The organism is Nocardioides sp. Z24_21 (assembly GCF_058134345.1).
Genome location: NZ_JBYTTH010000001.1, coordinates 191,101 through 214,558, shown reverse-complemented (window position 1 = coordinate 214,558; position 23,458 = coordinate 191,101). Strand labels below are relative to the sequence as shown.

Here is a 23,458-nt window from a genome sequence, read left to right as displayed (position 1 = left end):
GGGGCGCGCGGTGCCCGGCGGGCGGGGGAGTGCTCAGGCGAGCCAGTCCACCGGGCGCCGCCAGCGCGACAGTGGCGGGCTCCACGGCAGCCGGAGGGTCGCGGGCTCGTCGCGCCACAGGGGCAGCAACCGCACGGGTCCTCCGCCGACGAGCGACAGCGGGTCGAGGTAGACCCGGTCGTCGCCGTCCCCCTCGACGAGGCCCCAGTGCAGACAGGCGGCGGGGACGCAGTGCCCGTCGGCGATCACGAGGCGGCCGATCACCTCGCCGGCGGCCACCTCCTGGCCGCGCTCGACGGACGCCACGACCGGCTCGTAGGTCGTCCGGCGGCCGCCGTGCAGCACGCTCACCACCGGCTTGCCGCCGATCGAGCCGGCGAACCCCACCGTGCCCGGCAGTGCCGCGCGCACGGCCTGGCCGGGCGCCCCGGCGAGGTCGACGCCGCGGTGGCCGGCGGCGTAGGGGTGGGGCGGCGGCTCGAAGGGGCGTACGACGTCGGGCTCGGGGTCGAGCGGCCAGACGCCGGTCGGCTCGTCGACCGCTCCGTCGGAAGGGCCCGCGCCGGACGGGGACGCGCCGAGCGTGACGGTCATCAGGAGCGCGCCGAGCACGGCGCCGAGGAGGGCTCGCATGCGCTCCACCCTCGCCCGACGATGCGCGCCGCGACGGCGCCGGCGCAGCGGCCTGTGGACGAGGGCCGCAAGGGCCGACCTGTGGACGTCCAGCGGACGCGTCCGGCCGGCCGGGAGGGCTCGAGCCCGACCGCTCGGCCCACGCTCGGCCCACGCTCGAGCGAGCACCCGCTGCGATTGGCCCCGCGGGGAGGGGCGGGCTTACGATGTGCGGAGCAGTCCACCCGGACTGACTTCGCACGCTCGCAGACCGCGTCGGAATGCATCCCTGGTTCCGGACCGCCCGTGGGCGTCGGTCCTCAGTTCGCGCCGGTCCCGCCGGCGTGATCGGACCGGCGCGCGAGCGTCAGGGCTCCCGGCACCCGCCGGGCGCAGCAACTGAAAACATCAGGAGCCCGCTCCCGGTCCGACCTGTCGCAAGGTCGGGCACGTCGGCGAGCGCCTCCGTCACCACAGGAGAACCCATGGCAGTCGTCACCATGCGCCAGCTGCTCGAGAGCGGCGTCCACTTCGGTCACCAGACCCGTCGCTGGAACCCGAAGATGAAGCGCTTCATCATGACCGAGCGCAACGGCATCTACATCATCGACCTGCAGCAGTCGCTCGCCTACATCGACCGGTCCTACGCGTTCGTCAAGGAGACCGTCGCCAAGGGCGGTGTCGTGATGTTCGTCGGCACCAAGAAGCAGGCCCAGGAGGCCATCGCCGAGCAGGCGACGCGCGTCGGGATGCCCTACGTCAACCAGCGCTGGCTCGGCGGCATGCTCACCAACTTCCAGACCGTGCACCAGCGGATCAACCGTCTCAAGGAGCTCGACGAGATCGACTTCGACGACGTCGCCGGCTCCAACCGCACGAAGAAGGAGCTCCTGCAGATGAAGCGGGAGCGCACCAAGCTCGACAAGACGCTCGGCGGCATCCGCGACATGACGAAGGTTCCTTCGGCCGTGTGGATCGTCGACACCAACAAGGAGCACCTGGCCGTCGAGGAGGCCCGCAAGCTGCGGATCCCGATCATCGGCATCCTCGACTCCAACTGCGACCCCGACGTCGTCGACTTCCCGATCCCGGGCAACGACGACGCCATCCGCGCGGTCGGCCTGCTGACCCGCGTGGTCGCCGACGCCGTCGCCGAGGGCCTCATCGCCCGCTCGGGCGCCAAGTCCGGCACGGCCGAGGGCGCCGTCGGTGCCGAGGAGCCCCTCGCCGAGTGGGAGCGCGAGCTCCTCGCGGGTGACGCCGAGAAGGCTGCTGCGGCCGCCACCGGTGACGCCGCCGCCGAGACCCCGGCCTCCGAGGCCACCGGTGCCGCTGCCGAGGCCCCGCAGGCCGACGCCGCCGCCGAGGCCGCGACCGACGCGCCTGCCGCCGGGAGCGACGCCCCGGCCGCCGAGGCCGCCGCCGAGGTCAACGCCGACGTCGACGCCGCTGCGGCCGAGGCCGCCTCGGTCGACACCGCCGCGGCCGTGAAGGACGCCGAGCCCGCCACCGACGAGCCCACGGCCTGATCGTCCCCGATCGCGGTGGCGCGCACGACCTGCGCGCCGCCGCGTCCGCATCCACCGAACTGCAAGGAAGAAGGACCATGGCCAACTTCACCGCTGCCGACGTCAAGAAGCTCCGCGAGCTCACCCAAGCCGGGATGATGGACTGCAAGAAGGCGCTGACCGAGACGGACGGCGACTTCGACAAGGCCGTCGAGCTGCTCCGCGTCAAGGGTGCCGCCAAGGCCGCCGCCCGCGGGGCCGAGCGCGAGACCGCCGCCGGCCTCGTCGCCACCTCGGGCAACGCGCTGGTCGAGCTCAAGAGCGAGACCGACTTCGTCGCGAAGAACGAGGAGTTCATCGCCAAGGCCCAGCAGATCGCCGACGTCGCCAACGCCGTCAAGGCCACCGACACCGAGGCCCTCAAGGCCGCCGAGCTCGACGGCAAGACCGTCGGCGAGGTCATCGAGGACCTCGCCATCACCATCGGCGAGAAGATCGAGCTGGGCGACGTCGCCTACTTCGACGGCAACACCGTCACCTACATGCACAAGCGTGCCGCCGACCTGCCGCCCGCCGTGGGCGTGCTGGTGGAGTTCGAGGGCGACGAGGCCGCTGCCCGCGCCGCCGCGATGCAGATCGCCGCGATGCGTGCCCAGTACCTCACCCGCGACGAGGTGCCCGCCGACGTCGTCGAGTCCGAGCGCTCGATCGCCGAGCAGAAGACCCGCGACGAGGGCAAGCCCGAGCAGGCGATCGCGAAGATCGTCGAGGGTCGCCTCGGTGGCTTCTTCAAGGAGATCGTGCTGCTCGAGCAGGAGTCGGTCACCGAGTCCAAGAAGTCGGTCAAGGCCGTCCTGGACGAGGCCGGCACCACCGTGAAGCGGTTCGCCCGCTTCGAGGTCGGCGCCTGAGCCAGCCCCACCCGAGACACCCGACGAGGGGTCGTACGCCACCGGCGTACGGCCCCTCGTCGCACGTCGGGAGGCGGGGTCGACCGCGAGGTGTCCCACCCCACCCCCGGGAGCCGCTCGGTTCGTCGGGCACCGCCGGGTCCGGTAGGTTTCGGGTGACCACCCAGGCGCTCGAAGGGATGCACGTGGCGTACAAGCGAGTCCTCCTCAAACTCTCCGGTGAAGTGTTCGGCGGAGGCGAGGTGGGGTTGAACCTCGACGTCATCAACGCCCTCGCGGGCGAGGTGGCCGAGGTCGCCAAGTCGGGCGTCCAGATCGCGATCGTCGTCGGAGGGGGCAACTTCTTCCGCGGCGCCGAGCTGCAGCAGCGGGGCATGGAGCGGGCCCGCGCCGACTACATGGGCATGCTCGGCACGGTGATGAACTGCCTGGCCCTCCAGGACCTCATCGAGAAGCACGGCGTCGAGACGCGCGTGCAGACCGCGATCACCATGGGCCAGGTCGCCGAGCCCTACATCCCGCGCCGGGCGATCCGCCACATGGAGAAGGGCCGCGTCGTGATCTTCGGCGCCGGCGCCGGCATGCCCTTCTTCTCGACCGACACCGTCGCCGCCCAGCGGGCGCTGGAGACGCGGTGCGAGGTCATCCTGATGGGCAAGCAGGGCGTCGACGGCGTCTACGACTCCGACCCCAAGACCAACCCCGCGGCGGTGAAGTTCGACCGCCTCACCTACGACGAGTACCTCGCCCGCGACCTCAAGGTCGCCGACGCGACCGGCATCGCGATGGCCCGCGACAACCGGATGGACATCGTCTTCTTCAACCTCTCCACGCCCGGCACGATCGTGCGGGCGGTGCGGGGTGAGAAGATCGGCACGCTGGTGAGCAGCTCGGCCTGACCGGGCCCGAGCCCACCCGCACCACGACGTACGAGGAGAGAGAGCACACCGTGATCAAGGACGTCATGAACGATGCCGACGCCAAGATGGGCAAGTCGGTCGAGTCGACGCGCGAGGAGTTCGCCGCGATCCGGGCCGGTCGCGCCAACCCGGCGATGTTCGCCAAGATCACGGCCGACTACTACGGCACCCAGACCCCGCTCCAGCAGCTGGCGAGCTTCTCCTCCCAGGACGCTCGCACGATCCTGATCCAGCCCTTCGACATGGGCGCGATGGGCAGCATCGAGAAGGCCATCCGCGACTCCGACCTCGGGGTCAACCCGGCCAACGACGGCAAGGTGCTGCGCTGCGTCTTCCCCGAGCTGACCGAGGAGCGTCGCAAGGAGTTCATCAAGCTCGCCCGGTCCAAGGCCGAGGACGGGCGCGTGTCGGTGCGCAACGTACGCCGCACGGCCAAGCAGTCCCTGGAGAAGCTCGAGAAGGACGGCGAGGTCGGCCAGGACGACGTCACGGGTGCCGAGAAGCGCCTCGACGCCCTCACCAAGACCCACACCGACAAGATCGACGAGCTGCTCAAGCACAAGGAAGCCGAGCTGCTCGAGGTCTGAGCGCCCCATCGATGACCACTCCTGACCCTCCGGCGGCGCCGGCCCCGCCGCCGCAGCCGGCCCACGGCCGTGCCGGCCGCGACCTCAAGGCAGCCATCACGTCCGGTGTGCTGCTGGTGGGCGCCGTCCTGCTGTCGCTGGTGCTGTGGAAGCCCGCCTTCATGGGCATCGTCGCGATCGCCGTCGTGGTCGCGGTGTGGGAGCTGCACCGCGGCCTCGCGGTCAAGGGCATCGACATGCCGGAGCAGCCGCTGATGCTCGGCGGCGTCGTGATGGTCGTGGTGGCCTACGTCTGGGGCGCTCCCGCGCTGGTGACCGCCACCGCGGTCACGGCGCTGGTCGTGATGCTGTGGCTGCTGCGCCGCGGCGTCGACGGCTACGTCAAGAACGCCACCGCGTCGGTCTTCACGCTCGTCTACGTCCCGTTCCTCGCCTCGTTCGTCGCGCTGCTGCTCGGCCAGGGGGGCACGGCGCCCGGCTTCGGCCTGGACGTCGACGACCCGGGCGTGCGCGGCGTGATCACCTTCATCGCGATCACGGTCGCCTCCGACATCGGCGGCTACGTCGCGGGCGTGCTGTTCGGCAAGCACCCGATGGCCCCGGTCATCTCGCCGAAGAAGTCGTGGGAGGGCTTCGCCGGGTCGATGACCGCCACCGTCGCGGTGGGCGTGTGGCTGGTGACGGCGTTCCTCGGCGGCGACTGGTGGGTCGGCGTGCTCCTCGGCGTGATCGCCGCGGTGATGGCGACCCTCGGCGACCTGTGCGAGTCGGTGATCAAGCGCGACCTCGGCGTCAAGGACATGAGCCACGTCATCCCCGGGCACGGCGGGCTGATGGACCGGCTCGACTCCCTGCTGGCCACGGTGGCCCCGATCTGGCTGGTCCTCTACTACCTCGTGTTCTGACGTGACCCTCCACCTCGTCCGCCACGGTCGCCCGCTGATCCGGCGCTCCGTCCCCGCCGCCCAGTGGGACCTCGACCCGGCGTCGTACGACGACGTGTGGGCGCTGCGGTCCTCCGGGCGCCTGCCCACGGCGGCGGCGTGGTTCGCCTCGCCCGAGCCCAAGGCGGTGCAGACCGCCCAGCTGCTCACCGACGGCGACGTCGGGATCCTCGACGACCTCCGCGAGCACGAGCGGTCGGGGGAGTGGGTCGACGACTTCGCCGGCGCCGTCCGCCGGGCGTTCGCGGACCCCGACGCGCCGGCCGTCGGGGGGTGGGAGCCGCTCGCGACGTGCCGCGAGCGGGTGGTGCCCGCCGTGCGGCGGGTGCTCGACGTGCACGGCTCCGACGACGTCGTCCTCGTCGGCCACGGCACGGCCTGGACGGTCGTGGTCGCCGCCCTCACCGGCCGGCCGCCCGACCTGCGCCGGTGGGAGTCGCTCGCGATGCCCGACGTCCTGACCGTCGAGCCCTGACCGTCGATCCCTGACCGTCGAATCCTGACCCCGGCGCGCCCCTCCGACGTCGCCGTCCCCGCGCGCCCCGTGCACGGCGGGACCCCCGAGCGCCTAGGGTGTCGGCGTGGAGATGCAACAGGAGCACGAGGTGTCGCACGAACGGCACTTCGAGTGGTGGCACCACAGCCACCCGACGTTCGCGGGCATCACCGGCTTCTTCGCCGGGATGCTCTTCGTCACCGCGCTGCCCGGGGCGTTCGCCGCGATCCTCCGGCTGCTCTTCTCCTACGAGACCGCCGAGCGGCTCTTCCCGTTCGTGCTCCTCGCGCTGGCGCTCCCGATCGCGATGCTCGTCAAGCGCAAGACCCGCCGGTTCGCCCAGTTCATGTTCGTCGGCATGGTGGTGACCGCCCTCGTCGTCGGCGGCGTCGCGTCGCTGGTGCTCTACTTCATGGTCGACGCCTGACCCGCTGAGCGGTCTGCGAATCGCGCCGCCGACCGCCGGGGTGGGACAATCGCCACGATGTCCGAGACGCCGACCGACCAGCAGCCGATCACGACCCTGCCCCTCGTGTTCAACGAGCCGCGGGGCCGCAAGAAGCCCCCGCGCCACCTCGCCGACCTCGACGAGGCCGGGCGCAAGGCGCTGCTCGAGGAGATGGGCCTGCCCGGCTTCCGCGCCAAGCAGCTCAGCAACCACTACTTCACCCGCCTCGTCGACGACCCGGCCGAGATGACCGACCTGCCCGCCGGCCAGCGCGACGAGCTCGTCTCGGCGCTGCTGCCCGACCTGATGACGCCGCTGCGCACCCTGGAGGCCGACAAGGGCACCACGCGCAAGACGCTGTGGCGGCTCTTCGACGGCGCCCTGGTCGAGTCGGTGCTGATGCGCTACCCCGACCGCGCCACGGTGTGCGTCTCCAGCCAGGCCGGCTGTGGCATGGCGTGCCCCTTCTGCGCCACCGGCATGGGCGGCCTGCAGCGCAACATGTCGACCGCCGAGATCGTCGAGCAGGTCGTCGCAGGCGCCCGGTCGATGGCACGTGGCGAGGTGCCGGGCGGTCCCGGCCGCGTCTCCAACGTCGTCTTCATGGGCATGGGCGAGCCCCTGGCCAACTACAAGGCCGTCATCGGTGCCGTACGACGCCTCACGGACCCCTCGCCCGCCGGGCTCGGCATGAGCGCGCGCGGCATCACCGTCTCCACCGTCGGCCTGGTCCCGCGGATCAACCAGCTCGCCGACGAGGGCATCCCGGTCACCCTGGCACTGAGCCTGCACGCGCCGGACGACGAGCTGCGCAACGAGCTCGTCCCGATCAACACCCGCTTCTCCGTGGCCGAGACCGTCGAGGCGGCCTGGAACTACGCCGCGAAGACCAAGCGCCGCGTCTCGATCGAGTACGCCATGATGCGCGGCATCAACGACCAGGCCCACCGGGCCGACCTGCTCGCCGACGTGCTCAACTCCTACGGCGACTGGGGGTGGGTGCACGTCAACCTGATCCCGCTCAACCCCATCGAGGGCTCGAAGTGGACCGCGTCCGACCCGGCCGACGAGCGCGAGTTCGTCCGCCGGCTCGAGGCCAAGGGCATCCCGACCACGGTGCGTGACACCCGCGGCCGCGAGATCGACGGCGCCTGCGGCCAGCTCGCGGCCAAGGAGTAGCGGCCAAGGAGTAGCGGCCGACAGTCGGCCCGCGGTCGGCCAGCAGTCCGAGGAGTGGCAGGCGCCGGCGCGGTCAGCCCCCGGCGCGGTGGCCCGCCCCCGCCCGCACGACGTCGACGGCCTCCTCGACGGTGTCGACGAGGTGGACGTGCGGCTCCATCGCCCGGCCCGCGGCCAGGGCCTGCAGCAACGGCCAGACCGGCAGGTCCTCGGTCCAGTGGCGACGACCCACGAGCACCATCGGGGCGACCGCGGTCAGGTCGGCGTAGTAGTTCTCGCAGGCGTCCTGGAAGACCTCCTGCACGGTGCCGGCCGCGCCGGGCAGGAAGACGATGCCGGCGGTGCACACCTCGAGCAGCAGGGCCTCGCGGGGAGCGTTGGCGAAGAACTTCGCGATCGAGGTGGCGAACACGTTGGGCGGCTCGTGGCCGTAGTGCCAGGTGGGGATGCCGAGCGACTCGCGTCCGGTCCCGGTGGCGGCGACGACGTCGAGGGCCGTGCGCGCCCAGGCGCCCACGTCGGGTCGGAAGGACGGCACGGCTGCCACGGCCGCGAGCGCGCCGGCCAGGTCGCCGGGGACGAACGCGCCGAGGTTGGCCGCCTCCATGGCCCCCGGCCCGCCGCCCGTCGCCACGGTGAGGTGGTCGCCGAGCGCGTGCCCGAGGCGCGCCGCCTCGACGTACGCCGGGCTCCCGCGCTCGAGAGCGTGCCCGCCCATCACGCCGACCACGTCGCGTCCGGCCACCCAGGCGGCCAGGGCGGCGTCGACGTGGTGGTCGTGCAGCGCCATCGCCAGGGTGTCGTCGGCGCTGGTGTCGCCGCGCGACCAGGCGTAGGCGCGGGCGTCGAGGGTGGCGGCGTAGCGGGGTGAGTCGTAGAGCTCGGCGGGGGAGTAGAGGCTCGCGCGGTAGGGGTCGACCGGGGTCCCGGGGATCTCGTGGAGCACGACCGCCCCGGCGCGGCGCACGGCGTCCTCGTCGTCGTCGGTGAGGTCGCACCCCAGGAACAGCGCCTGGTCGAGCGAGCGCTCCAGCAGGGCCGGGCCGCGCCGGGTCAGGTCGAGGCCCAGCAGCCGCCAGCCGGAGAGCGAGCGGGCACCGGCCGCCAGCCTGTGGTCGAGGTCGGCCAGGGTCGTGACGTCGACGACGCGTCCGTGGGTGTGCTTCACGCGCCCCAACCTAGGGTGCCCGGCGGCACCTCAGAAGGCGTGGGCCATCAGCTCACCGAACAGCTCCTGCTCGTCGGCCTCGAGCCCGCGCGAGCGGAACCAGGCGCACATGTTGGCGCAGTCGCGCAGCAGGAAGTCCATGCCGCGCGGGTTGCCGACGAGGTCGACCATCTGCGGCAGGTCGATGATCACGAGCCGGTCACCGGCCGCCAGGGTGTTGTAGGGCGACAGGTCGCCATGGACCTGACCGGCCTGGACGAGGGTGGTCAGCGCGTCGCGCAGCTGCTCGTAGTAGCTCTCGACGAGCGCCCGCTCGGGGCGGACCTGGGCCACGCGGGGCGCGGTCTCGACCTCGCCGTCGACGCGGTGGGTGATCCACTCCATGACGATCTCGGTCTCGTCGATCTGCACCGGATAGGGGACGGGGAGGCCCAGCTCCCAGCAGCGGCGCAGGGCGTTCCACTCCGAGGCCGCCCACTCCCCGGCCGCGACCTGGCGACCCCAGGTGGACTTGCGCTTGAGGGCACGGTTGTCGCGGGACCGCTTCATCGACCGGCCCTCGGTGTAGGAGGCCGCCCGGTGGAACGTGCGGTGGTCGGTGTCGCGGTAGCGCTTGGCGGCCATCACGACCGCCTCGTCGGGCCGATGGGGGTCCGCGCGCTCGATGAGGAAGACGTCGGCCTCCTTGCCGGTCTTGAGCACGCCGAGGTCGGTGTCGATGGCGCCGCTGGAGGTCACGACCCAGTCGGGGCGTGGCTCCGGGCCCTTCATCAGGGCCTCGAGGTCCTCCCAGCGCGACCAGCGCTGGCCCTCGCCGAGCTCGTCGGCGTAGGCCTGGTAGTCGAAGACGAACGACTCGTCGATGTCCTCCATCGGCGGACGGTCGTCGGCGCGGAGGAAGTCCTCGGGGAAACCGGGGGCGGGCGGGTCGGGCGTCGGGTCAGACGCGGGGTGGGGCGTGTGGTGTGACGGGAGGTGCGACAACGTGGGTGCTCCGTGGGTGCGAGAGGTGGTCGGCGGGCAGGCCGAGGACAGCGATGGACATGTCACGGCTCCTCTCGTCACGGGGCGCGGCGTGCAGCGGGCACGCGGCGGGCGGACGCGCGGGCGCGCGTCACCGGGTCCATGCTGACGGTCGCGGCGAGCCCCCCGCAACGCATTTGATTCGCGCTAGGTTCGGACGGTGAGCATCCGAGCCCTCTCCCGGCCCCTGCTGTCCTCCGTGCTCGCCGCGGTGCTGGCGGTGGGGATCACCGGCGCCGCGGCGACCGCCGACCCTCCCGCCGCCGACCCCGCCAACCCCGCCGGGCCCGCAGGCGCTCCCGCGGGGGCGCTCCTGGGGGCTCCCGTCGACGGGGCGCCTGGCATCGGCGACCCCTACTGGCCGCTCGACGGCAACGGCGGCATCGACGTGCGCCGCTACCAGATCGCCAACCGCTACGACCTGGCCACCAAGCGGCTGGCGGGTCGTACGACGATCGAGCTGACGGCGACGCAGGACCTTGCGAGCTTCTCGCTCGACTTCCTCCTCAGGGTGTCCGCGGTCAGCGTCGACGGTCGGAAGGCGCTCTTCACCAGGACCGACGGCGGCCACGAGCTGCGGATCACCCCCGACCAGCCACTGGCCGCCGGCACCGAGCACACCGTCGTGGTGGTCTACGCCGACAAGCCGGCCAGGTACGCCTACGCGGGCGAGCGCAACTGGCTGGCCAGCAAGCGCGAGGTCGTCACGATGAACGAGCCGCACATGGCGCCGTGGTGGTTCCCGGCCAACGACCACCCGCTCGACAAGGCCCTCGTCGACGTGAGGATCCGCGTGCCCAACGGCCGCGAGGTCGTCTCCAACGGGAAGCTGCGCGGGCGTGACGTGGGCAGGAGCACCACCGAGTGGCACTGGCGGGCCGACGAGCCGATGGCGCCCTACCTGGCCTTCTTCGCAGCCGGTGACTTCACCATCGCCAAGGGCCGGCGCGGCGGCCTGCCGTGGCTGGTCGCGGTCTCCCAGCAGCTGAGCCAGGACGAGCAGCGCGCGAGCATGCGGCTGATGAAGCGGACCCCCGCCGTGGTCGCGGGTCTCGAGAAGGACCTGGGCCCCTACCCGTTCTCCGTCGTCGGAGGCATCACCACCGGGCTCGACCCCGGCTTCGCGCTGGAGAACCAGACCCGGCCGACCTATCCGGCGGTCGGCGCCGGCTACACCACCCTCGTCGTGCACGAGCTCGCGCACCAGTGGTTCGGCGACGACATCGCCGTCGAGGGCTGGTCCGACATCTGGCTCAACGAGGGCTTCGCCAGCTTCATGGAGTGGCGCTGGACCGAGACCCACGGCGGCCGGTCGGGCGACGCGATCCTGCGCAGCTACTACGACAGCATCGCGGCCGGCTCCGACGTCTGGACCGTGCCGGTCGGCGACCCGGGGGCGGCGAGGATCTTCGACCAGGCCGTCTACGGTCGCGGCGCGATGACGCTGCAGGCCCTGCGCAACCGTGTCGGCGACGAGGCCTTCTGGCGCGTCGTGCGCGCCTGGACCCGCGAGCAGCGCGGCGGCAACGGCTCCACGGAGGAGTTCGAGGAGCTGGCGGGCCGCGTCAGCGGGCACGACCTCAACGCGTTCTTCGACGCCTGGCTGCGCACGCCCGCCAAGCCGGCGCGCACGGCCGACAACGGCCTGGGGTGACGATGACGCGCGACACCGCCGCCGTCACCTGGTTCCGGGCCCCGTCCGGCGACGATCCCGGCACCCTCAACGCCTGCTACAACGCCCTCGACATCCACGTGGTCCGCGGCCACGCCGACGACGTCGCGGTCGTCCTCGACGGCACCCCCCGGACCTTCGCGTGGATGCTGAGCGAGGTCGCCGCCTGCGCGGGCGTGCTCCGCGCCTTCGGCGTCGGGGTGGGCGACCGGGTGGTCCTCGGCTCCGTGCCACAGCAGGCCGGCGTGCTGGTCGTGCTGGCAGCCGCCCGGGTGGGCGCGGTCGTGGAGCACGACGACTCGCCCGGCGCCACCGGCAAGGTCGTGGTCCGCGGCGGGCCCGGCGGTCTCGGGTTCACCGTCGACGGCGAGCACGTGCCGTGGGACGTCGCGCTGCGCGCCGGGCGTACGGACCCGGGCGGGTGCGCCGACGTGCCCGGCGACGCGGTGCTGTCACGCCACGGTGCCGACACCCTCACCGTGCTCGACGCCCTCGGCGCCTCCGACGACCACGGCTCGTCCGCACCCGCCGGGGCCGCGCTCGTGGAGGTCGGCGGGCTGACGGTGTGGGCGTTCGACGCGCCGGAGGCCGACTGACGTCCTACGCCCGACGGCGACGCTGACACACTGCGGGGGTGACTGCGCGCGACATCGTGATCCTCGGCTCCACCGGCTCGATCGGCACCCAGGCGCTCGACCTGGTGCGCGCCCACCCCGACCGGTTCCGCGTCGTCGGCCTGACGGCCGGCGGCTCGCACCCCGAGCTCTTCGAGGCGCAGGTCGCGGAGTTCGCGCCGGAGTTCTCCGGGCTCGGGGAGGAGGCCTCGGTCGAGGCCGCCTCACGCACGTGCGACGTGGTGCTCAACGGCATCACGGGCGCCGTGGGGCTTCGGCCCACCCTGGCGGCGCTCGACGCCGGCACCCCGCTCGCCCTGGCCAACAAGGAGTCGCTGATCATCGGCGGTCCGTTGGTCAAGGAGCGCGCGCGACCCGGCCAGATCGTGCCCGTCGACTCCGAGCACAGCGCCATCGCGCAGAGCCTGCGCGCGGGCTCCGCCGACGAGGTACGCCGGCTCGTCCTCACCGCGTCCGGCGGCCCGTTCCGCGGGTGGTCGGCCGACGCGCTGGCCGGGGTCACCCCCGAGCAGGCGCTCGCCCACCCCAACTTCGCGATGGGCCGGGTGATCACCACCAACTCGGCGACGCTCGTCAACAAGGGCCTCGAGGTCATCGAGGCCCACCTGCTCTTCGACATCCCCTTCGACCGCATCGACGTGGTGGTCCACCCCCAGCAGCTCATCCACTCGATGGTGGAGTTCGTCGACGGCGCCGTGGTCGCGCAGCTCGGCCTGCCGACGATGCTGGTGCCCATCGCGCTCGGGATGGGCTGGCCCGACCGGGTCCCCGACGCCGAGGCGCCCATCGACTGGACCCGGGCCGCCGACTGGCGCTTCGAGCCGCTCGACGACGTCGTCTTCCCGGCCGTCACGCTCGCCCGCGCGGCGGGGGAGCTGGGCGGCACCGCGCCCGCGGTCTACAACGCCGCCAACGAGGTCGCCGTCGACGCCTTCCACGAGGGTCGGCTGGGCTTCCACGAGATCGTCGTCACGGTCGCCCACGTCCTCGAGCGCCACGACGTACCATCGAAGGAGCACCTCACCGTCGACGACGTGCTCGCCGCCGACGCCTGGGCGCGAGCCGAGGCCGCGGCCCTCATCTGACGTCTGCTCCCGAAGGATCACGCTCACACATGTCCGCCCTGCTCTACACCCTGGGTGTCGTCGCCTTCGTCGTGGCCATCCTGGTCTCGATCGGGCTCCATGAGTTCGGACACCTCGTGCCGGCCAAGAAGTTCGGCTGCAAGGTGCCGCAGTGGTTCATCGGCTTCGGTCCGACCGTGTGGAGCCGCACGATCGGTGACACCGAGTACGGCATCAAGGCCATCCCGCTCGGCGGCTACGTCAAGATCGTCGGGATGCTGCCCCCGGGCGCCGAGCACCTCGTCGAGGAGACGACCTACGACGAGGACGGCGAGCCCGTCCACAAGGTGCGCCGGTCCAACACCGGGATGTTCACGCAGCTGATCTCCGACGCCCGCGCCGCGGAGTGGGAGTACGTCAAGCAGCACGACACCGACCGCCTCTTCTACCGCCTCCCGTGGTGGAAGAAGGTGATCGTGATGGCGGGCGGCCCGATGGTCAACATCGCCATCGCGTTCGGCCTGTTCGCCGTGCTGTTCGCCACCTACGGCAACCCCCGCGACGAGGTCGTCGAGCCGGTCGTCGCGGCCGTGCCCGAGTGCGTCATCCCGGTCGAGGAGCAGGGCCGCGCCTGCACGGCCGACGACCCGCCGACCCCGGCGAAGGAAGCGGGCATCCAGCCCGGCGACGAGATCCTGAGCTTCAACGGCACCCCGTTCCGCGACTGGGAGAGCCTCCAGGCGCAGATCCGCGCCAACGCCGACGGCGACGCCGTCATCGAGGTGCGCCGCGGCGACGAGCAGCTCACGCTGACCACCAACACCACCGTCACGCTGCGCCAGACGTCGGTCGAGGACGAGACGCTCACCGAGGTCGGCTTCCTCGGCGTGCAGCCGGAGACCCGCTTCGAGACGGGCGGGCTCGTCTACACCGCCGCGCAGATGAAGACGATGGCCGCGGAGACGCTGACGGCCCTCGGCCAGCTGCCGGTGAAGGTCTACGAGGTGGGCCGCGCCGTCGTCGGCCTGCAGGAGCGCGACCCGGAGAGCCCGGTGTCCATCGTGGGCGGGGGTCGGTTCGCCGGCGAGGCGGCGTCCAGCGAGGCGTTCCCGGTGACCGAGAAGGTCGTCACGCTGCTGTTCCTGGTCGCGAGCTTCAACTTCTTCATCGGCATGTTCAACTTCGTGCCGCTGCTGCCGCTCGACGGTGGTCACATCGCCGGCGCGCTCTACGAGGGCCTCAAGCGCGGCATCGCCCGGCTTCGCGGGCGGCCCGACCCCGGGCACGTCGACGTCGCCAAGCTGCTGCCCGTCGCCTACGTCGTGGGGCTGGCGATGCTGGTCATGGGCGTCGTGCTGATCGTCGCCGACATCGTCGTCCCCCTGCGCCTGAGCTGACCGGGCCGCGCGTCGCGCGATCGGCGGACGCGGTCGGGGGCGGTGTGCGATCCTGCCCGGAGGCACCGCTGCCGGGCCCGGCGCGGGAGGCGTGCCCGAGCGGCGGTGCCCTCCTGCCCGGCCCGTACGATGGCGCCATGACCTCCGGCCCATCCGTCTCGCTGGGCATGCCCGCCCTCCCGCCCCCCGTCTTGGCCCCGCGCCGCAGGACCCGCCAGATCAAGGTGGGCTCGGTGGGCGTCGGCAGCGACTCGCCGATCTCGGTGCAGTCGATGACCACGACGCTGACCTCCGACGTCAACGCGACCCTCCAGCAGATCGCCGAGCTCACGGCCACCGGCTGTGACATCGTGCGCGTGGCCTGCCCCAGCCAGGACGACGCCGACGCGCTGCCCGAGATCGCCCGCCACTCGCAGATCCCCGTCATCGCCGACATCCACTTCCAGCCCAAGTACGTCTTCGCCGCCATCGACGCCGGCTGCGCGGCGGTGCGGGTCAACCCCGGCAACATCCGCAAGTTCGACGACCAGGTCAAGGAGATCGCGCGGGCCGCCAAGGACCGCGGCACCTCGATCCGCATCGGCGTCAACGCCGGGTCGCTCGACAAGCGGCTGCTCGAGAAGTACGGCAAGGCCACCCCCGAGGCGCTCGTCGAGTCGGCCGTGTGGGAGGCCGGGCTGTTCGAGGAGCACGACTTCCACGACTTCAAGATCTCGGTCAAGCACAACGACCCGGTCGTCATGGTGCGCGCCTACGAGCTGCTCGCCGAGGCCGGCGACTGGCCGCTCCACCTCGGCGTGACCGAGGCGGGGCCCGCGTTCCAGGGCACCATCAAGTCGGCCGTCGCGTTCGGCCACCTGCTGAGCAAGGGCATCGGTGACACCATCCGGGTCTCGCTGTCGGCGCCGCCGGTCGAGGAGGTCAAGGTCGGCCTGCAGATCCTCGAGTCGCTCAACCTCAAGCCCCGCCGGCTGGAGATCGTCTCGTGCCCGTCGTGCGGGCGCGCCCAGGTCGACGTCTACAAGCTGGCCGAGGAGGTCACCGCGGGGCTCGACGGGATGGAGGTGCCGCTGCGGGTCGCCGTCATGGGCTGCGTCGTCAACGGCCCGGGGGAGGCCCGCGAGGCAGACCTCGGCGTCGCGTCCGGCAACGGCAAGGGCCAGATCTTCGTCAAGGGCGAGGTCATCAAGACCGTGCCCGAGTCGCAGATCGTGGAGACCCTCATCGAGGAGGCCATGCGCCTCGCCGAGGGGATGGAGGCGGTCGAGGGCGCCGAGGCCAGCGTCAGCGTCTCCTGACGCTCGAGGGTGGGGGCCGCTGGTCGGCCCGCCCGCATCCCCCTAGGCTCACCTCCGTGCTGAGGACCCGCGAGCAGGTGCGCGTGCTGGGCCCGGGCGACCGGGACGCGTTCATCGCGCTCGCCGAGCAGGACCCGGTCGTCAACGTCTTCGCCGACTACCGCGCGCGCCTGACCAACCTCGACGAGCGGTGGCTGGGGGGCCAGGTCTGGGGCCGGTTCGACGACGGGGAGCTCGTCGCGGGGTGCCACCTCGGCGCCAACCTGGTCCCGGTGCAGTGCACCCCCGAGGACGTGGGTGCGTTCGCCGACGTCGCCCTGCGCCGCCGCAGCACCGTCGGCACGATCGTCGGCCCGGCCGACGTGGTGGCCGCCCTGTGGGAGATCGTGGAGCCGCGCTGGGCGCGCCCGCGCGAGATCCGGTCCGACCAGCCGCACCTCGAGGCCGACCGGGTCCCGGCCGTGGCCGCCGACCCCGGCGTGCGGGTCACGACTCCTCGCGACCTCGAGCTCCTCTACCCGGCATGCGTGGCGATGTACACCGAGGAGGTCGGCGTCTCCCCGGAGAGCGACACCGGAGGGGGTGAGCTCTACCGCGCCCGCATCCAGCAGCTCATCGGTCGCGGCTGGTCGATGGCGAGCTTCGACGCCGACGGGGTGGTGTTCAAGGCCGAGGTCGCCTGCCTCACCCCGTACGCAGCCCAGGTGCAGGGGGTCTGGGTCCGCCCGGACCGCCGTGGCCAGGGGCTCGCCACCAGCGGGATGGCGGCCGTCGTCGCGCACGTCCTCGGGTCCGGCATGGCGCCCGTGGTCTCGCTCTACGTCAACGAGTGGAACGCACCCGCGCGAGCGGCCTACGCACGGGTGGGCTTCCGGCAGACGGCGACCTTCGCCACGCTGATGTTCTAGGGCTGGCGCCCGCCGCACGAGACCCCCGAGCCCGCCCGCCGGACCCCGGAAGAAAAATACGGCGACGGCGTATCACGGAGCGGTGTACGCGCACCTGAGTGGACATGGGGACAACAATGGTCACCATGTCAGAGGACCGCAGGGCTGAGGGGCAGTCCGACCAGTCACCGTGGGACATGGCCAGTGGGGCGTTCACCGCCTGGCGTTCGGGGGACGCAGGTGCGGTGGACGAGCTGGTGTCCGCGATGACGCCGGTGCTCTGGCACGTGGTGCGCAGCTACGGGCACGACAAGGAGGTCGCCGAGGACGTGATGCAGGCGACCTGGCTCGGCTTCGTACGGCTGCACCGGACCATCGAGGACCCGCAGGCGGTCGCGTCCTGGCTGATCACCTCAGCCAGGCGCGGCGCAGCCGCACACACGAGGGCCGCGCGACGCGCGACCCCCACGGAGGACGAGGCGCTGCACGCCGCACTCCCGGACACGGAGTCGGCCGAGGCCCTGGCCGTCCTCGACGACGAGGCGGCCCGGCTGTGGCGAGCCGTGGCCAGCGTCGACGAGCGGTGCCGCAAGCTGCTGCGAGTCGTGGCGTTCATGGACCGCCCCGACTACCAGTCACTCAGCCGGGAGCTCGGCATGCCGGTCGGGAGCATCGGTCCCACCCGGGCCCGGTGCCTGGCCAAGGTCCGCACCGCACTCAACGAAGGAGGAAAGCGATGACTGATGGGGATGCTGCCCTCCTCGGACGGCTGCGGGAGATGTGGACGACCTGCGACCCGCCGCCGCCCGGACTGACCGAGACGATGATCGCGGCCGTCGCGGCCGCCGACCTCGACGACGAGTGGGAGCTGCTCGTGCTGGTGCGCGACTCGCGCGAGGAGCCCGCCGCCGAGGTGAGGGGAGTGACCACCTCGCGCATCCTCTACTTCACCGCCGCGGAGGGCTGGTCCCTCGACGCCGAGGTCGAGGAGGGGCAGGTGCGCGGGCAGCTGCTCGACTTCGACGGGGACATGGGGTCCGTCGAGGTGGTGGTGGAGGCCGAGGACGGCCAGCGCTGGACGACCGGGCTCGACGACGTGGGCTTCTTCGTCCTCGCCGCCGCACCCACCGGGGCCGTGCGCTTCACCCTCGGCGACGGTCACCGCTCGGCGACCAGCCGCTGGATCGATCTCTGAGCTCCAGCCCTGAGCCGGATCCCGGCGAACGGCAATCTGGTTCGCGGTGCTCGCGAGCCCACCCCTATCGTTGCGCCCATGACTGGCCGCATCCTCCGCATGTCGACCCTGTTCGTGCGCACCCTGCGCGACGACCCCAACGACGCCGAGGTGCCGAGCCACCGGCTGCTGGTGCGTGCCGGCTACATCCGACGTGCCGCCCCGGGCATCTACACGTGGCTGCCGCTCGGCCTCCGGGTGCTGCGCAGGATCGAGGACATCATCCGCGAGGAGATGGACGACATGGGCGCCCAGGAGCTGTCGTTCCCGGCGCTGCTGCCCAAGGAGCCCTACGAGGCCACCGGCCGCTGGGACGACTACGGCCCCAACATCTTCCGGCTCCAGGACCGCAAGGGCGCCGACTACCTGCTCGGCCCCACCCACGAGGAGATGTTCACCCTCGTGGTCAAGGACCTCTACTCCTCCTACAAGGACCTGCCGCTCTCGATCTACCAGATCCAGACCAAGTACCGCGACGAGGCGCGACCCCGCGCCGGCCTGCTGCGTGGGCGCGAGTTCGTCATGAAGGACTCCTACTCCTTCGACATCGACGACGCCGGGCTCGCGGAGTCCTACCAGAAGCACCGCGACGCCTACGTCCGCATCTTCGACCGGCTCGGGTTCGAGTACGTCATCGTCAAGGCCACCTCCGGTGCCATGGGCGGGTCGGCGAGCGAGGAGTTCCTGGCCAAGGCGGAGGTCGGCGAGGACACCTACGTCCGCTGCACGCAGTGCGACTACGCCGCCAACGTCGAGGCCGTCACCGTCCCCTCACCGCCCGCGCTCGCCTACGACGACGTCCCCGCGGCGCACGTCGAGGAGACCCCCGACACGCCCACCATCGAGACGCTGGTCGAGCACCTCAACACGGCCCACCCCCGCGACGACCGGCCGTGGGCGGCCGGCGACACGCTCAAGAACGTGCTCGTCGTCCTCAAGCACCCCGACGGCACCCGTGAGCCGCTGGCCATCGGGGTCCCCGGCGACCGCGAGGTCGACCAGAAGCGCCTCGAGGGCCAGCTCGAGCCGATCGAGGTCGAGGCGATGGGCGAGGCCGAGATCGCCAAGCACCCGGCCCTGGTGCGGGGCTACATCGGCCCCGAGGTGCTGGGCGAGGAGTCCACGTCCGGCATCCGCTACCTCGTCGACCCCCGGGTCGTGGAGGGCACCCGCTGGGTCACCGGCGCCAACGTGGCCGGCTCGCACGTCCTCGACCTGGTCGTCGGGCGCGACTTCACCCCCGACGGCACCATCGAGGCCGCCGACGTCCGCGACGGCGACGCCTGCCCCAGCTGCGACCAGGGCACCCTCGAGTCGGCGCGTGGCGTCGAGATGGGCCACATCTTCCAGCTCGGCCGCAAGTACGCCGACGCGCTCGGGCTCAAGGTGCTCGACGAGTTCGGCAAGCTCGTCACCGTGACGATGGGCTCCTACGGCATCGGCCCGTCGCGTGCCGTGGCGGCCATCGCCGAGGGCACGCTCGACGACCTCGGCCTGTGCTGGCCGCGCGACGTCGCGCCCGCCGACGTCCACGTCGTCGCCGCCGGCAAGGACGAGGCGATCCTCGCCGCCGCCGAGGTGCTCGCCCAGGAGCTCAAGGGCGCGGGCCTCGAGGTGCTCCTCGACGACCGCACGGGCAAGGTCAGCCCGGGCGTGAAGTTCAAGGACGCCGAGCTCATCGGCGTGCCCACCATCGTCACGGTCGGCCGTGGCCTCGCCGACGGCAACGTCGAGGTGCGCGACCGGCGCACCGGCGACCGCGAGGACGTGCCCGTCGGCACGGCGGCCGCGCGCATCACCGACATCGTCCGCAGCTGACCGCTCCCCGCTGAAAGGGTCCTCCCACATGGCACGCGGGCAGATCGAGGCGGTCATCTTCGACTGGGGCGGCACGCTGACGCGCTGGCACGACGTGGACTTCCACGCCGAGTCGGTCGCGCTGGCCCAGGCGGTGCGTCGTACGCCCACGCCGCACGACGACCACCACGCGTGGGCCACGCGGCTGCACCGCGCCGGCGACGTCGTCTGGGGCCGCTCCCGCGACCACCAGCAGAGCGCGACGATCGCCGACCTCTTCACCGAGGCGGGCCTCGACCACGACCCCGACCTGCTCGCCGCCTACTACGAGTTCTGGGAGCCGCACACCGCCACCGACCCCGAGGTGGGTCCGATGTGGCGCGAGCTGCGCGACGCGGGACTCAAGGTCGGGGTGCTGTCCAACACGATCTGGCCGAGGGAGTGGCACGTCGGCTTCTTCGAGCGCGACGGCGTCTACGACCTGGTCGACGGCGACGTCTACACCAGCGAGATCCCGTGGACCAAGCCCTCCCTGCGCGCCTTTCGCGCCGCGATGGACGCCGTCGGTGTCGACGACCCGGCGGCGTGCGTCTACGTGGGGGACCGGCTCTTCGACGACATCTGGGGCGCACACAACGCGGGCATGCGCGCGATCCATGTGCCGCTGAGCACCATCCCGGCGACCCAGGTCGGCCACACCGAGGGCGAGCCCGACGCCACGGTCACGTCGCTGGCGCAGGTGCCGGCCGTGGTGCGTGGTCTCGGCACCGCCTGAGCGCACCCGTTCTGCAACTTCGTGCGTTGCAGGAACATGCGAGTCGCGACGTCTTACGTTGAGGCGGGATCGAATGCATGATTGTGCATGTCGCTCGACCTCCCCCACAGGTTTGATCGACACAGGGTGATGCTGACCAACCCCATGGGAGCGGTCCGCGTCCTCGGCTTTTGGGAGAGATCTCGGGACTTTCCCAAAGGCTGAGGCCGCGGGCCGCTCTTCCCGTCTCAGGGATTGGCGAGGGCGCTAGGCCCCGTCGAGCTCCGGGGCCCCGGGCCAGGTGGTGGCGCTGGCGCCGAGCCGCACCTCCCACGTCGCCGACCAGGTCGCCTCGGTGAGCGCCCACTCGCGCACGGCGCCGCTCGACTGCGCCACGAGGGCGAGGAGCACCTCGACGCTCGTCGCCTCCAGCAGTTGGGCGGCACGGCCGACCTGCTGCGGTCGGCGCAGGGCCTCCGCCACGTCGTACGCGGGGGCGGCGGCGACCGGCTCGCCGCCGGCGTCGCCCACCATCAGCCGCAGCTGGTCGCGCCGGGCCCGGTGCCGCCGGTAGCCGGAGGTCAGGGTGTCGAACAGCTCGGGGGAGGCGGCCTGCGAGGTGCGCGCCCCGAGCACGCCGTAGGCGTAGAGCGCCGCGTGCTCGTCGGCGAGGGTCGTCTGCAGGGCGTCGAGGACGCTCATCCGGCCTCCGCGGAGGCGGGGCTCGTCGTGGCGTCGGCGAGGACGGCCGAGTGCTGCGCTGTCGAGGCCGCCACGCTTGCCAGCACCCGGGCGAGGTCGCCGCTGGCCGCGTCGAGGCAGGCGCGCCGCACCTCGCGCAGCAGCCGCTGCTCCGAGCGGCGGACCGCGGTCAGCGCCCGTCGCGGGGCGGCCGGCAGCACGGGCGGGTCGGAGGCGGGCACGTCGGTGTCGGCGACCGCCGTCGCCAGCACGTCGAGCTGGGCGGTGTGCGCGGTCGCCACCGGCGCCAGGAGCGGGGTCAGGCCGGGGACCGCCAGCGTCGCCGCCTCCAGCACGGATCGGGCCCGCACCAGCGCCGCGACCACGCCCGCCACCAGCTCGGAGTCCTCCGGCGGGGGTTGCTCGGCGTCCACGGACCCGGCGTCGCGGCGCGGCGGGTCGATGTCGCAGGCGGCCAGCACGAGGGGCGCCGCGAGCGCCGCGCCCACCGTCGTACGACGGGTCAGCGGGCGTGCGGGCACCCCCGCACCCTAGCGGCCCGGCGCTCCGGTCCGGACCGGCCGGCGGGGTTTGTCGCGGTGCGGGGGAGGACGGCTATCGTGGAGTCGGACAACTACACAAGGAGGTCGCACCCCGATGAGCACCCCCCGCCAGGACGCCACCCGGGACCGCATCGAGGCGGAGCTGGTCGACCCCTTGCGAGCGTTGGGCCTCGACGTCGAGGCCGTCGAGGTGACCCCCGCCGGCCGCCGCCGCGTCCTGCGGGTCGCGGTCGACAAGGACGGCGGCGTGACCCTGGACGACGTCGCCGACGCGACGCGTGAGGTCTCGCGCGTGCTCGACGAGTCCGACGTGATGGGCGAGATGCCCTACACGCTGGAGGTCACCTCCCGCGGCGTCGACCGCCCGCTGACCCTGCCGCGGCACTGGCGGCGCAACGAGGACCGGCTGGTCAAGGCCACGCTCGCCGACGGCTCGAGCCTGACCGGGCGGGTGCTGGCCTCGTCGGAGGAGTCGGCGACCCTCGACGTGTCGGGGGAGCGGCGCGAGGTCGCCTACGCCGACGTGACCAAGGCGCTCGTGCAGATCGAGTTCAACCGCAAGACCGACCAGAAGGACGACTGATGGACATCGACCTGAGCATCCTGCGCATGCTGGAGCGGGAGAAGGAGATCTCCTTCGAGGTGCTGGCCGAGGCCATCGAGCAGGCCCTGCTCACCGCCTACCAGCGCGCGACCGAGTCGCAGCGCCCCGCCCGCGTGGAGCTGGACCGCAAGACCGGCCACGTCACCGTGTGGGCGCGCGAGATCGACGAGGACGGCTCGGCCGGGCCCGAGTACGACGACACCCCGCAGGGCTTCGGCCGCATCGCCGCCACGACCGCCAAGCAGGTCATGCTCCAGCGGCTGCGCGACGCCGAGGACGAGATCAAGTTCGGCGAGTTCGCCGGCAAGGAGGGCGACATCGTCTCCGGGATCATCCAGCAGGGCCGCAACCCCGACGACGTGATGGTCGACCTCGGCAAGATCGAGGCGATCCTGCCCGTCAGCGAGCGGGTGCCGGGCGAGAAGTACGTCCACGGCGAGCGCATCAAGTGCCTGGTCACCTCGGTGCGCAAGGGCATGCGCGGGCCGCAGATCACCCTGTCGCGCTCCCACCCGACGCTGGTGAAGAAGCTGTTCGCCCTCGAGGTGCCCGAGATCGCCGACGGCACCGTCGAGGTCGCGGCGATCGCCCGCGAGGCCGGCCACCGCACCAAGATCGCCGTGCACTCGAGCGTCCCGGGCGTCAACGCGAAGGGCGCCTGCATCGGCCCGATGGGCCAGCGCGTGCGCAACGTGATGAGCGAGCTGCACGGCGAGAAGATCGACATCGTCGACTGGGCCGAGGACCCCGCGGAGCTCGTCGCCCACGCCCTGTCGCCGGCCCGGGTCAACTCGGTGGAGATCGTCGACCTCGCCGCCCGGTCCTGCCGGGTGGTCGTGCCCGACTTCCAGCTCTCGCTGGCGATCGGCAAGGAGGGCCAGAACGCCCGCCTCGCGGCCCGGCTCACCGGCTGGCGCATCGACATCCGCAGCGACGAGGCTCCCGAGCCCAGTTCGTGAACCAGGGGTTCCACCGGCTAGAGTGGGGGTCAGTGGCCACCACGTCTGACACCCTTGCGCCCGGACCCGTCCGGACCTGCGTGGGTTGCCGGACCAGGGCCGCTGCGAGCGAGCTGC

At 72.3% G+C, this 23,458-nt stretch carries 25 protein-coding genes; 20 read left to right on the top strand and 5 right to left on the bottom strand.

Features of this window, described 5'->3' with window-relative positions:
* Positions 1-33 precede the first annotated feature (33 nt).
* Positions 34-633 carry a M23 family metallopeptidase gene (locus AC3X7Z_RS01055; protein ID WP_489974714.1) on the bottom strand — a complete coding sequence of 200 codons (600 nt, stop codon included), beginning with the start codon at positions 631-633 and terminating at the stop codon, positions 34-36.
* 464 nt (positions 634-1,097) lie between these two features.
* Between AC3X7Z_RS01055 and rpsB the strand changes: the two genes are divergently transcribed.
* The 8 genes from rpsB to rlmN all read left to right on the top strand — a co-directional run bounded on the left by rpsB (position 1,098) and on the right by rlmN (position 7,605).
* A complete protein-coding gene (gene rpsB / locus AC3X7Z_RS01050; protein WP_489974713.1) occupies positions 1,098-2,141 on the top strand; it encodes a 30S ribosomal protein S2 in 1,044 nt (347 codons plus the stop codon).
* 77 nt (positions 2,142-2,218) lie between these two features.
* Positions 2,219-3,031, top strand: coding sequence for a translation elongation factor Ts (gene tsf / locus AC3X7Z_RS01045; protein WP_186340941.1), 813 nt, complete (start codon positions 2,219-2,221; stop codon positions 3,029-3,031).
* A gap of 179 nt (positions 3,032-3,210) precedes the next feature.
* Positions 3,211-3,930, top strand: a complete 720-nt coding sequence (gene pyrH, locus AC3X7Z_RS01040; protein WP_186341253.1) for a UMP kinase — start codon at positions 3,211-3,213, stop codon at positions 3,928-3,930.
* Between the two features lie 53 nt (positions 3,931-3,983).
* Complete coding sequence (gene frr, locus AC3X7Z_RS01035) at positions 3,984-4,538, top strand: ribosome recycling factor (RefSeq protein WP_206054637.1); 555 nt, start codon at positions 3,984-3,986, stop codon at positions 4,536-4,538.
* Positions 4,539-4,549: 11 nt separating this feature from the next.
* A complete protein-coding gene (locus AC3X7Z_RS01030; protein WP_186340943.1) occupies positions 4,550-5,443 on the top strand; it encodes a phosphatidate cytidylyltransferase in 894 nt (297 codons plus the stop codon).
* A 1-nt stretch (position 5,444) separates the two neighbouring features.
* Positions 5,445-5,957 (top strand): histidine phosphatase family protein, encoded by a 513-nt coding sequence (locus tag AC3X7Z_RS01025; RefSeq protein ID WP_489974712.1) that lies wholly within the window; start codon positions 5,445-5,447, stop codon positions 5,955-5,957.
* A 112-nt stretch (positions 5,958-6,069) separates the two neighbouring features.
* Positions 6,070-6,405 (top strand): hypothetical protein, encoded by a 336-nt coding sequence (locus AC3X7Z_RS01020; RefSeq protein ID WP_186341254.1) that lies wholly within the window; start codon positions 6,070-6,072, stop codon positions 6,403-6,405.
* Positions 6,406-6,462: 57 nt separating this feature from the next.
* Positions 6,463-7,605 (top strand): dual-specificity RNA methyltransferase RlmN, encoded by a 1,143-nt coding sequence (gene rlmN, locus AC3X7Z_RS01015; protein ID WP_186340945.1) that lies wholly within the window; start codon positions 6,463-6,465, stop codon positions 7,603-7,605.
* Between the two features lie 73 nt (positions 7,606-7,678).
* On the opposite strand, the gene AC3X7Z_RS01010 is transcribed toward rlmN, so the two are convergent.
* Positions 7,679-8,773 (bottom strand): LOG family protein, encoded by a 1,095-nt coding sequence (locus AC3X7Z_RS01010; protein WP_489974711.1) that lies wholly within the window; start codon positions 8,771-8,773, stop codon positions 7,679-7,681.
* A 30-nt stretch (positions 8,774-8,803) separates the two neighbouring features.
* Positions 8,804-9,646 (bottom strand): serine protein kinase RIO, encoded by an 843-nt coding sequence (locus AC3X7Z_RS01005; protein WP_489974710.1) that lies wholly within the window; start codon positions 9,644-9,646, stop codon positions 8,804-8,806.
* 310 nt (positions 9,647-9,956) lie between these two features.
* On the opposite strand from AC3X7Z_RS01005, the gene AC3X7Z_RS01000 reads away from it, so the two are divergent.
* The 10 genes from AC3X7Z_RS01000 (at position 9,957) to AC3X7Z_RS00955 (ending at position 20,555) form a co-directional block, all read left to right on the top strand.
* Positions 9,957-11,450 (top strand): M1 family metallopeptidase, encoded by a 1,494-nt coding sequence (locus AC3X7Z_RS01000; RefSeq protein WP_489974709.1) that lies wholly within the window; start codon positions 9,957-9,959, stop codon positions 11,448-11,450.
* A gap of 2 nt (positions 11,451-11,452) precedes the next feature.
* Positions 11,453-12,064, top strand: coding sequence for a hypothetical protein (locus AC3X7Z_RS00995; RefSeq protein WP_186340949.1), 612 nt, complete (start codon positions 11,453-11,455; stop codon positions 12,062-12,064).
* A 38-nt stretch (positions 12,065-12,102) separates the two neighbouring features.
* Entirely contained in the window at positions 12,103-13,188 is a 1,086-nt protein-coding gene (locus AC3X7Z_RS00990; protein WP_186340950.1) for a 1-deoxy-D-xylulose-5-phosphate reductoisomerase, read from the top strand.
* 29 nt (positions 13,189-13,217) lie between these two features.
* Positions 13,218-14,564: a M50 family metallopeptidase gene (locus AC3X7Z_RS00985; RefSeq protein ID WP_489974708.1), complete on the top strand. Its 1,347-nt coding sequence runs from the start codon at positions 13,218-13,220 to the stop codon at positions 14,562-14,564.
* 137 nt (positions 14,565-14,701) lie between these two features.
* On the top strand, positions 14,702-15,862 hold the full coding sequence (gene ispG, locus AC3X7Z_RS00980) for a flavodoxin-dependent (E)-4-hydroxy-3-methylbut-2-enyl-diphosphate synthase (protein WP_489974707.1): 1,161 nt from the start codon (positions 14,702-14,704) through the stop codon (positions 15,860-15,862).
* A 56-nt stretch (positions 15,863-15,918) separates the two neighbouring features.
* Entirely contained in the window at positions 15,919-16,770 is an 852-nt protein-coding gene (locus tag AC3X7Z_RS00975) for a GNAT family N-acetyltransferase (protein ID WP_186340953.1), read from the top strand.
* 125 nt (positions 16,771-16,895) lie between these two features.
* The gene (locus AC3X7Z_RS00970; protein WP_489974706.1) at positions 16,896-17,489 is read left to right on the top strand and encodes an RNA polymerase sigma factor; all 594 of its coding nucleotides are present in this window, start codon (positions 16,896-16,898) and stop codon (positions 17,487-17,489) included.
* Positions 17,486-17,944 (top strand): hypothetical protein, encoded by a 459-nt coding sequence (locus tag AC3X7Z_RS00965; RefSeq protein WP_186340955.1) that lies wholly within the window; start codon positions 17,486-17,488, stop codon positions 17,942-17,944. The genes AC3X7Z_RS00970 and AC3X7Z_RS00965 overlap by 4 nt, the downstream gene beginning before the upstream one ends.
* 78 nt (positions 17,945-18,022) lie before the next feature.
* On the top strand, positions 18,023-19,801 hold the full coding sequence (locus AC3X7Z_RS00960) for a proline--tRNA ligase (protein WP_241005137.1): 1,779 nt from the start codon (positions 18,023-18,025) through the stop codon (positions 19,799-19,801).
* Between the two features lie 28 nt (positions 19,802-19,829).
* On the top strand, positions 19,830-20,555 hold the full coding sequence (locus AC3X7Z_RS00955) for an HAD family hydrolase (protein ID WP_489974705.1): 726 nt from the start codon (positions 19,830-19,832) through the stop codon (positions 20,553-20,555).
* Positions 20,556-20,801: 246 nt separating this feature from the next.
* On the opposite strand, the gene AC3X7Z_RS00950 is transcribed toward AC3X7Z_RS00955, so the two are convergent.
* Complete coding sequence (locus AC3X7Z_RS00950; protein WP_489974704.1) at positions 20,802-21,236, bottom strand: DUF4439 domain-containing protein; 435 nt, start codon at positions 21,234-21,236, stop codon at positions 20,802-20,804.
* Entirely contained in the window at positions 21,233-21,757 is a 525-nt protein-coding gene (locus AC3X7Z_RS00945) for a hypothetical protein (RefSeq protein ID WP_489974703.1), read from the bottom strand. Before AC3X7Z_RS00945 ends, AC3X7Z_RS00950 begins: the two co-directional genes overlap by 4 nt.
* A gap of 115 nt (positions 21,758-21,872) precedes the next feature.
* Here AC3X7Z_RS00945 and rimP point away from each other — a divergent pair, with 115 nt between their 5' ends.
* Both rimP and nusA read left to right on the top strand, forming a co-directional pair.
* Positions 21,873-22,361, top strand: coding sequence for a ribosome maturation factor RimP (gene rimP, locus AC3X7Z_RS00940; RefSeq protein ID WP_186340959.1), 489 nt, complete (start codon positions 21,873-21,875; stop codon positions 22,359-22,361).
* Positions 22,361-23,341, top strand: a complete 981-nt coding sequence (nusA, locus tag AC3X7Z_RS00935; RefSeq protein WP_186340960.1) for a transcription termination factor NusA — start codon at positions 22,361-22,363, stop codon at positions 23,339-23,341. The genes rimP and nusA overlap by 1 nt, the downstream gene beginning before the upstream one ends.
* The last annotated feature ends 117 nt before the right edge of the window (positions 23,342-23,458 follow it).